General features: G+C 27.9%; 4 protein-coding genes. 2 read left to right on the plus strand and 2 right to left on the minus strand.

What is annotated here, in order from left to right; genetic code table 4:
- The first annotated feature begins 50 nt into the window (after positions 1-50).
- Positions 51-872: a Cof-type HAD-IIB family hydrolase gene (locus NW238_RS03405; RefSeq protein ID WP_258451813.1), complete on the plus strand. Its 822-nt coding sequence runs from the start codon at positions 51-53 to the stop codon at positions 870-872.
- A 41-nt stretch (positions 873-913) separates the two neighbouring features.
- On the opposite strand, the gene NW238_RS03410 is transcribed toward NW238_RS03405, so the two are convergent.
- Both NW238_RS03410 and NW238_RS03415 read right to left on the minus strand, forming a co-directional pair.
- On the minus strand, positions 914-6,148 hold the full coding sequence (locus NW238_RS03410; RefSeq protein ID WP_258451814.1) for a rhoptry family protein: 5,235 nt from the start codon (positions 6,146-6,148) through the stop codon (positions 914-916).
- Positions 6,149-6,339: 191 nt separating this feature from the next.
- Positions 6,340-10,908: a hypothetical protein gene (locus NW238_RS03415; RefSeq protein WP_258451815.1), complete on the minus strand. Its 4,569-nt coding sequence runs from the start codon at positions 10,906-10,908 to the stop codon at positions 6,340-6,342.
- A 465-nt stretch (positions 10,909-11,373) separates the two neighbouring features.
- Between NW238_RS03415 and NW238_RS03420 the strand changes: the two genes are divergently transcribed.
- Positions 11,374-11,625 (plus strand): hypothetical protein (locus NW238_RS03420; protein ID WP_216567901.1); only part of this gene is annotated, 252 nt, incomplete at its 3' end.

Genomic DNA, 11,625 nt, shown 5'->3' on the forward strand with positions numbered 1-11,625 from the left:
ACTGAAGTGAATATTTTGGTAAAATTACTTATATTAACTAGGAGGTCAAAATGACTAAAATTTTCGCTTACGATCTTGACGGCACATTATTTACCAATGCTAACTTAATGCACCCACAAACTCCACAAGCATTAGCACAGGTACAAAAATCAGGGCACTACAATGTAATCTCAACTGGTCGTTCACTAGGCAATGTATTAAATGCCTTAGGAGAAAACATAACATTATTCAAACACATAATTGCTTCTAATGGTGCGGTGGTTTATACGCCGGAAACAAAGGAAATTAAAATCCTAGGCAAAGTAGAAATTGATGCTTTTGATTCACTTTACCAAACAGCATTAAATAGCGACTACATAATGCGGGTTGATACAGTTCACGAATCAGTTAGTTTTTTAACTCCAGGCCAAACACCAACATGATTAAAAGAACAAAATATTATGGACATCACAAAATTTAACTTTCTTGAACCCGATGTTTTTTCTACCTACGCACACAATCATAAAGACAATATCGTACAACTCGCTTTGCGTGGTTCTACAGATAACATATTAAACGAGTACACTCATTTTTCAAAGGTTTTAGGAAATAAATACGAAGTAAAATATACTAACAAGGTATATTTAGATATTAATGCCAAAAACGTTAATAAATGAACCGGCCTAAGTTATGTTTGCTCATTAGCTAATGTTAAAAGTGAAAACGTAATTGCTTTTGGAGATTCAGGTAATGATGTTGAAATGCTTAGTCATCCTGGCATCGGCATTGCTATGGGCAATGCAACTCAAGAAGCAAAAGACGCAGCGGACTTAATTATTGGCGAAAACACAACTAATGCCATTGCTATAACTCTAGACAAAATGATTCAATAATTTATATAAAAAACACCAAGAATATTCTTGGTGTTTTTTAATTAATTTTTGACTGTGTTTAACGCAGCCTGTGCTCTTTGAACAATTGTTTTTAGTGTATTAATTAGACTGAAAATATCTAATTTATCATTTCCTTCACTAACATATGGTGCAAATTCATCAAATAACAAGTCCTCAATAGTAGAATTAGCGCTTTGGTAATTAGCATGCTTAGAATAATTTTCGACTTCGTCGTATATATTCTTCATTTTGGTACCAACACTATTTAAGTCATTGTTGATATATCCATCTTTCTTATCAAATCATTCATTTGCTAAGTCGAATTTAATAAGTTTAATTATATTATTCATATTCGATTGTATTGGCTGATATCTAGTAATTAATAATTTACCAAGGTAATCAGAGGCTGAAGCAACTTTAGAAGTTATATCACTAATATTGTTATCAATTACAGTTGCTATATCCTCTCTATCCAACGGTTTTATACCATCTAGATATTCGTTTACTTTATTAAGTTTAGTAAATGATTTACTTAAATAATTTTCCTTCAAAGCTCTATCTACAAAGTCTCTTAGGCCGGTCATATTATGACCTTGAGGTGTGCCAATGTTCGCTAATCAATTAATTGAATAATTTGATTGTTTAGTGTTAATTAAACTATTTATTCTCGCATTAGTTTCGTCAATGTTTTTAGTAACAATTTCTGAGTATTTATTTTTCAATTCGTTCATTTTTTGCGTTAGTTGATCAATATTTTTTATATTTTCTCAATCAACATTTTTTAAATTTACAATATCTTCTTTATTGATGCCATTAAGTTTGAATAATTTTCCATCATTTTCTTTTTCAAGTTCATTGTTGAAAAAATCAACTGAATCTAAAACATAATTAATCTTGGATAATATTTCCTCGGTAGGTTTAATCTTATCACCAACATTTTTTTGAATAGATTTATGGATGTTATCAACCTCTTCTGAGTTAACTTTGTTAAATTCTAGTAATTCAGGTTTAATTTCATTAATTGCTTTTGATAAGTTATCAGCGTTAGCAAGCGCTGATTTGTTTCTATCGTAAATATCTTTAACAGGGTTGTAATAATTAGGTAATTTTGAATGTAAGTCATCTACTTGTTGACTAATTTTATTCAATTCTTCTTTATCTTTTTGGATTTGTTGCAGTTGATTTTGTTTATATTCTTTAAATAAATTAATCATATTGGACTTAATTTCAGCTATTTTTGTTTTGATGGTTTCCTCATCTCATGAATCATCAATTGTCTTTTTGGTTTCAACTTCAATTTTTCTTTGAATTTCAGCAATAGCTGGGTTATAACTTTCTTGAGCATTCTTAGCTTTTAAAACGTCACCAGACAAAGCAGTTAATTCAGCTATTTCCGCCGAATATTCCTGTTGTAATTTTTTCTTGATTTCAATTTTTTGAACTAAATTATCATAATCTTGTTTTGACGAATTGTTTAATTCACTTAATGCAGAATCGTTTTTATTTACAGCAAATGGAGCAACCTCTTTAGTTCTTGCAGTTAATTTTGCTAATGCATCATTAATTTCGTTCGCAAGCTCAGGATGAGATGTTTTCAACTTATTAAATTTATTTTCTCATTCTTTTAATTGAGTCTTGGTATTATCAAATTTAGTTTTGATAGTTTCAATATCTGTATTAATTTCAGATATTTTTTGAATAGCTTTACTCGTGTTTTCTAAATTATTGTCTTTAATATTATCAAATTCAGTAAGAGCAGGTTTAATTTCGCTCATTTCTTTAATTGCGTTTTTTAAATCGGCATATTTAGAATCGACTAATTTATTATTTAATGAGTCAAAACCATCTTTAAACTGTTTAGATTTTTCAGATTTAGTCTTAATTTCACCTATTGTCAATGAATATTTATCATACGCATTGTTAATTAATTCCGTTGGCGATTCAGGATTGTCTACAGCCTTATTTAAGGTATCTTGAGCTTTTGATTTAGCGTTATCCATAAACGATTTAATCGAACTGTAAATATCGGTATTTAATTGTTTGGTTAAATTGTCAAATTCAGTGTCTTTACCTTGTTTAATTGAAATTTTATTATAACGAACACTTTGTTCAGATTTTGCAGTTTCGAGAGCCTTTTCTAGAGTAGTAATATCTGCTAAAGATTGAGTAATTGATGGGTTTTTATTTAGACCAGACCTTGCATCTGTCTTAGTTTTTATATCCCTTAGTGTTTTGTTAATATCTTTGTATTCACCTGTTAATGTATTGGTTAAATATTCATCAACTTTTTTTGCTAATTCAAGATATTCGTTATGTTTTGCGATTTTAACAGCTTTTTTATCATTAATGAATTTATCTCTTGCATCTGCAATTGATTTTTGGGCACTTTCGTATAATTCACGTTGCTTTTCCTCACTAGAATTATCGACATTTTTTAAATTTTCAGCTAATTGAGCATCTATCTCTTTGATTTTGGTATCAAAGGATGATTTTAAATCTGAGCATCCTTGTTCATTTGTAGAGTTCGATTCAGATTCTGCACCATTTTTAGTTGTTTCATAATTGTTTTTAGCAAGTTCTTTAGCTGTTGAATTAGACAATTTAATTGCATCATCTAAAGCCGCAATTTGTGCAACAAAGTTTGTTGCTAAAGCTTTATCATCAGCATATCCGTTAACATCTTTTCCAACTGCGATATTAGCATTTGTTAATGTGTTTTGTAATTCTTTAAGAACATCTGGATAATTAGATAATTTATTTACTAAGTCATTTACTTCACTTGCTTTGGCTTCATATTCAGCTTTTTTATCTTCATCTATTTGTTTTTTGGCTGTTTTGAATTCTATTTTAGCATTATCTAGAGCAATTTTACCCTCTTCGTATGCTTTACGCTTGTCGTCCATGCCATCAATCGATACTTTCGCAACTTCATCACTGATTTTTGTAATTTCTCTTTGGTATGCATTTTTAGCGCTCTCGTAGACGTCAGGATTGTCAACTTTTGCTTTTTGTTTCGCTTCGTCATAAGCAGATTCATAGACATTTTTACTCTTGTCCATTGAAGTTTTTAAAGCAGAATTGTATGATTTTAGTAAAGCTTCTTGCGCAGCAGCAATAGTTTCATAATCATTTGCTTTATTTGTTCCGTTTTGATTATTGGCTTCTTTAGCAGCATTTAAGGCAGCAATTTCATCTTTGTATAATTCACTATTTTTATTAAGTTCAGTTAGTAATTTATCAACATCTACATCGATTGATTTGTAAACATTGACAGCTGCTTCTTGAATTTTGGTTTTTAAAGCTTCTGTTTGATCTATATAGTTTTGAGCGGTAATAGATTTATCATTTTGAGCTTTTGTAATAATATCTTGTGAAGTTTGTTTTTGTAAATTCAATGCGTCGCTTTGTTGTGCTTTTTGATACTTAGAATCTTTTGCTAATTTATCAAGTAAGGCAACCTGGTCATTGTAATTTTTAATTGCGTTATCAATGACATCTTTATCTCTTTTAATTCCTTTTAATAAATCTGATAATTTAACGTTTTTATCCGTCATTTCATCACGATCATCTTTAATAATATTGGGGGGGGCTATTTGTGGTAATTTTTGATTGATATTAGCAACAATTTCTCTATAAATCGGATCTTTTAATTGATCCCTGAAATCTGCAACTTGTTGGTGCAACGAATTATATTGAGTATCTAACAAATTAAATTCTTTCACGTAAACACCATAGTTGGTATTGAATTTTTCAAAAGCCCTACTTAATGAATTGATATCATCAACATATTTTAGTGATTGTTTAAGATTAACATCATTTTGACTATTTTTGATAAACTCGTTCAATTCATTTAGCGATTTTTTCATAACTTTATCTCTAAAATCGTTGTATTTTTCGCTGACAAGTGAATCATTAATTTTATTGATTAGTTGTTGAAGTTTTACTCTATTAATTTCGTCTGTTTGTTTATCAATTTGTGCGTTTTGACCTCTTAAATCCAGTAAACTTCTGGTCATTTTTTTATATGTATCCAATAATTCTTGTTGTTTTTGAGGCAATATACCTTTATTAATAGATTCTTGAGCAAGTTTATCCAATTCAACAAGTTTATCTTTAATTTCATGATGTTGTTTGTCGCCAACAATAGATTTATTAAAATCATATAATTCGTCTTTAACGCCTTTAATTTTATCGAGAATACCTTGTTTAAATTCTAGATAATTTTTCGCCGTTTTATTGTCAATATTATTTCTAATAATTTGATTTTCTGTTTGAGCATCAATGTGATTTAACGCCATTACTGGCGATGCATCTCTGATTTTGCGTGAATTGATTAGTGCCTCATCTAATTTAGCCATCTGATCTTTATATATTATTGGGTCAGCAATCATAATTTTTTTAATTTCTTCACCTTTTTTAATTGATTCAATTAATTTTTCAAGTGAAGCGCTAATCAATTGATCTTTATCTTCTTTATTAACTTTTGCATTTTCAAGAGCTTTATTTAATTGATTTATTTTTTTCTTTAGCATCATTAAACCAGAAAAAGTTGAGTTGTTTTTCAGCGATAATTCTAAAGAGTTGATAATTTCTTGATAATTATTAACATTATTGGATTTTTTCAGTTGTTCAATAAATTTTTTAATTCTGTTCATAACATCTGAATGAATTTTAGCAATCAATTCAGGGTTGGGGTTCATATCATTTAATGAAATTTTAAATTTACGATTGTATGAATCACTGATAAAATCAGGATTTTTATTAGTGAGTACCGCATCAAATACTAAATTATTATCATTGTCGAACGATATATTATTGTATTTTACGCTATATGAGTCGCCATTATTTGTATTTACAAGTAATTTTGGTTCGTTTTTTATCAATGAATCATATACATCTAATATACTTTTAGATTTATATTCTTTTTCACTCAAATTGGATGTATATATATCATCTTTTGCTGTCTTAAAATTATCGAAAACAATGATTTTGTTTCTGTTTACATTAGTACCATCTCAGTTAAATTTAACAGTCACAGTACCTTTTGTATCGTTATAATCGATAATTTGAAAATTGTTAATTTCTTTACTTCCAAAGCGATTTTGATTTAACAACACTTTTAAGTCTTGTTTCGAAAGTAAACTCGGTTTTTTATTTAATGCATTTTGACTTCATTGAAATCTGACGATAGGCTCAGATTCCAAAATTGCTACCACGGTACCGGCAGCAGTTACTGTCGCAGCACTCGTCGTTAATAAAGTAACTATTTTTTTCATTTTATTCCTCTGTTAAAACAATTTTATTTTGTTCGTTAATATTATATTAAAATAGCTGATTTTAAACTTTAAAATTTTACCAAAATTACACATAATTAATTGATTATGACTATCTTAATCTGCAGTGATAGAATAATATATTTATTACTTCAGATTTACAAAACAAAACCTCACAATGCGTGAGGTTTTGTTTACTTAGTATATTTACCTTTCAATAAAGCAAAGTCTTTTAAGTTATTTGTGTCTAAGACAGAATAGTCTTTAATTACATCCCGTTTGATTTTCTTTTTGTTTTCAACGGAAGAATCAATTAGTGACATAAATTTCTTATTTATAAGAGGTTTTATATATTCGCTTCCATTCACACTTGATAATTTAATAAATTCTTCATAAAGTAGTTCATAAGTCTTGAATAAATTAGGTTTAACATTTTGCGATATTCAAGCTTTTGCATCGACTTGTTGACCTGTTGAAACAACACTAGTTTGTCCATTATTTACATAATCAACACTACTAATTGTTTTACCACTTAAAGTAGTGCCGATTGAAACCTGTGATACGGTATTGTATGGTTTGTTTCTATCAAAAGTTTCATGATCAAATTCTTGAGTTTGTTCTTTGAAGTTTTTAAAACTATTTTCACCATTAACTTTAACTCAGCTTTTGAATGAATTAACACCATATACATCAAGAATAAATTTAGCATATTTAAATATATTTGATTTATTTGAATCTAATTCGACTTTTGAATTGTATTCTCCATCAGGTTTTGCCTTATTAATTTCGGTATATTTAGCTTCGTAAGCATCGATTAAACCTAATAATAAATAAGTCAAGATTTCGTAAACACCAACATGGTACCAATAAGTAGCATCATCTCCAAATAGTGAATATACCCAATAATCATTATTACTTCCGTATCAATCTCAAATGTTACTTTCTAAGATTAAATTCTTATCATTTTGAATATAATTGGAGTTATTTGGGTCATCCACCAGTAAGAATAAGGCATATGCAAAGGACTTGATGTTAGTTCCAACTTTTTCTGAAGTGTTATTATTGATTAAACGTGAAATATCTTTCATATATTTCGTTGCGCTTAATCCTAAACCTTCAGAAGAACCCTGAAGTGATAATAAACCCAAATCATCTAAATATTTGCTATCGTCGCTTCATTTATGTGTGTTTGTTTTACTTGCTAAACTTGATTCATAACTAAATTGCGCATAACCTCCAAGGCTGTGTTTAGATGAATAGCTACCATCATCTTCAACACCAAAAGCATAAATTATTTGACTATCAATTAATTTCTTTGTCAATAAATCTTTAATCTGTTCGCTTTTCATTCTGTTGTCATAATAACTTTTCATTGCCTGGGTTATTCCTCTAAAGTAATTGTTTTCATGAGATAGCAATTTTGTTAACTCGGTAATTTTTTCGCCAACTGATAAATTACTTGATTCAATATTTTTTATGCATTTAGCATACTCATCGTATATAGATTTAACCTTAACAACATTTTCGCCACTATCTTTATCAACTGCTAGCAGGAATTTGTTAAACAACTCTAAGTTTCAATCTGCATCACTATAGAATGATTTTTGATATTTCAATTTATTATCTTTAATTTTAGTTAAAAATTCATTAATCTTATTTGATATCCCAGTAAAAGGAGTTTCTAATTTTGTTAGTTCTGAACGAACAATGCTTTCATACGCGCTACGAGCTTGCTCACCAATTGCTAAAACATTAACTCCTGTGGAAATTGGTAATAAATCCATACCTTTGATTATCTCGTTAATAATATTTTTTTGAGTAGATAAAAAGTTTTTTACCCCACTTTGAGCTGAATTGATAAACAAGGCGTTAGATTTATCATATTTTTCTTGTTCAAATAATGCTTTCATTAAACTTTCAATATCATTATCTTTTCCAAGTCGTTTGTTTAATTCGTTATTGACAAATTTAGTAGTTATCACTTTTGTTAATTTTTTATAAGCATCTAAATAATCATTTTTAAGTAAAGTATATTCATTTATTTTGTTATGTATGTTTATATAATCTGCATCGTTGATTCCTTGTAAACTATCTTGAAGTTCTTGAGCTTTTGTTTCAAGTAATGAAGTTTGTTTATTTTTAACTTTTACTATTCATGGATTTTTGGCTTCATCAATATTATCACTCTCGCGATAGAAATTCAATATTGCAGGAATAATTGTTTTTTTGTCCGCTTTAATTTCTTCTTTAAAATCATTCTTTGCGATTTTCCCTGGAATTGAGGATAGTAATGTCCTTAAATTTTGATTAATTTTATTCAAATCTGAAACAGAACTTTGTTCACTAAAAATATAATCATTAGAAGCATTATTAGAAGGTTTTAATTTCAAAATGTTTGTTAGTTCAGAAACAATTGTAGAGTATTTTGAAGTGCTTAATGTCTTAATAAAATGTCTAATAGTTTCTCTAGAAGTTTCAATTTTTTCTTCAAAGTTTGTGCGCACTAGTCATAAATAGTTTAACTGGTGTAATTTATTTATTTTATCAACTATTATTGAATTATGCTCTCTTTGATCATCACTTAATGTTAGTTGATTTTCTACTCATTTCCCCTCAGTGCTTAATAACTTTATAAATTCATCATTGAATGATTTGGTTGGATTATTCAAGTTGTGAATTTCTTTGTATGATTTTGGGAAATCATCTTTATTATCAGCATCATTAATTATTTCTGTTTGAAATTTATCTGAAAGCTCTTTTGTTTTTAGTTCAAAAGAATCTTTAAATTCTTTAATTTTAGCTTGGTAATCCTTTAGTATAGATTCAATACTTTTATCTCCGGGTATATAAACAGTAGGGGGTTTTATCGCACTGTCTAATTGCTCTTGTAAATCACGGATTTGTTTTTTAGATTTTGTCAACTCTAATTCGGTGTTCAATTTGTTTGCCAAAAGTATTATTTCACGACTTTGAGCATCTGTTTTGTCAACGTTTTTTTGACTCTGGTCAACTAGATTATTAAGTGCTGTTATTAAATCCTTATCTCTAGTTTGGTCGAGAGAAGATAAATAATTTTTAATTTGATTTTTGACAGCTTCAAAAGCTGCTTTTGAAGCTGTGGTGTCACCCATAGGTTGTAATGAATTTAAACTATTAATTTGAGATTGCGAATCTTTTGCTTGAGCCGAACCAAGAATTAAATCAATATTAGTTGACTGATCGTTATTAACAATTTGATTTAATTTTTCAATTGTTTTTTCTTTAAAATCTTTTGCCTGGTTGTTTTTGGTCTGAACATTCGCTAATTTATCAATATCACCTTTTAGATTAACTCTAGATTTAGCATTAATGAATTTTTGATTTAATTCATAAGTTTGAAGAGTGATTTCGGCGTTATTAGCATTAGGTTTATCTACGTTTTTTTGTGATTCACTAACTAAACTATTAAGATCATCTATTGTTGCTTTATCTTTAGTTTGGTCTAAAGTAGAAATGTAATTGTTGATTTGTTTTTTTAACTCTTCAAAAGCAGCCTTAGAAGCTGTAGTGTCGTTTTTTTCAATAGTTGTGTTTAAACTATCAATTTTGTCTTGCGAATCTTTAGCTTTAGCTAAGTTAATGGCCAATTCAACATTTGTTGCATCTTTATTATTAATAATTTCATTCAATTTCTTTAACGTTTGTTCTTTTAATAATTTTGCCTGGTCGTTTTTGGTCTGAACATTCGCTAATTTATTGATTTCATCTTTTAAATTCTTTCTAGATTTAGCATTAATGAATTTTTGATTTAACTCATAAGTTTGAAGAGTGATTTCGGCGTTATTAGCATTAGGTTTATCTACGTTTTTTTGTGATTCACTAACTAAACTATTAAGATCATCTATTGTTGTTTTATCTTTAGTTTGGTCTAAAGTAGAAATGTAATCGCTGATTTGTTTTTTTAACTCTTCAAAAGCAGCTTTTGAAGCTGTGGTGTCATATTTTGTAGTCATTGAATTTAAGATATCGATCTGTGTTTGAGAATCTTTAGCTTGGGCAAACCCAATTGCTAAATCAATTACACCTGCTCTATCATAGTTAATTAATTGTGTTAATTTAGAAATCGTTTGCTCTTTAAAACTTCTTGCATGATCATTTTGTGTTTCAATATTTGAGATTTTTTCAAGTTCTAGCTTTATTTTCTTCTTGTATTTTTCTTTATCAAATTCTGTTTTTAATTTATTCGTCTCTAAAATAATTTCGGCGTTATTAGCATTAGGTTTATCTACGTTTTTTTGTGATTCACTAACTAAACTATTAAGATCATCTATTGTTGCTTTATCTTTATTCTTATCCAAAGTAGAAATGTAATCGCTGATTTGTTTTTTTAACTCTTCAAAAGCAGCTTTTGAAGCTGTGGTGTCAATATTTTTTTGAGTCGAATTGTTTAAAATTGGTAGTATTTTGGTAAATACTCTAGATTTTTTTGTTCCAACAGTAATTTGATATTTAATCACTAAACTATTGCTGTCGTTATTCTTTGAAACCCCCAGAAAATTAATTTGAGAATTATTTTTGGAGGTAATTTTATAGTTTTTTAGATCATTAATATCTTTTGATGATAATTGAGAAAACGGTTTATCTAATTGAAATTCTATTATTGGTTGAACATTATTAAAATTGGTTTGATCAACTATAGAATATAATGTCAATAAAGTGGTTAACGGAGTAATGGCTGCAATAGTTGCACTTAATACTTTTTGTTTTTTTGTTTTTTTATGCATATTATCAAATCCTTTTGTATTTAATTTTAATTAAATTAATATTTTAAATTATAACATAATATATAAATAATCAAATAAACTAACTATCAGATTATATTAAAGATTTATAGATAATTAGGACTAAAAATATTAATGTAATTACCCAAAGAAGCATATTATTAATTAGAGTAAATATAAAATAATCATAAAACAACAGAATATTTTACTGAATGTTTTAAAGAAATTAACTTGTATTGCACGTTGGCAGTATTTGCAAATAACGATTTATATGATTTTTACTTTTTTAAAATAGATAAAGCAAATAATGTCAAATTTATAAAAACATTTTCATATTTTTTAACGTTTATCGAATAAGAGCGAAAACGTTTTTTTTTTTTTTTTTTTTATAATGCGATTATTCTTAGGTGTTTATACTAACAAATTTTAAGAAAACATTGTATTCATCTAAACTAACAAGGAGTAAAAATGAAAAAAATTTTAAAAACAATTACAACACTTGCAGCTTCCACTACAGTCGCTGCAACTATCATTGCATTAATCGACAATAAAATTCAAGCAAAATTAAAATCTGGTTCCGAAAATAAAAAAGCCGGTTCAATTACAAGCGATGATATTATTTTTATCTACAAAGGTAAAAATATTAATCCAGACGATTACGTTCTTGATAATATTTCATATGATTTAATTAATACAAAAAATGATAAGAAAATAGCAAGA

Source organism: Mycoplasma zalophidermidis, from assembly GCF_024742155.1.
GTDB classification, from domain to species: domain Bacteria; phylum Bacillota_I; class Bacilli_A; order Mycoplasmatales; family Metamycoplasmataceae; genus Mycoplasmopsis; species Mycoplasmopsis zalophidermidis.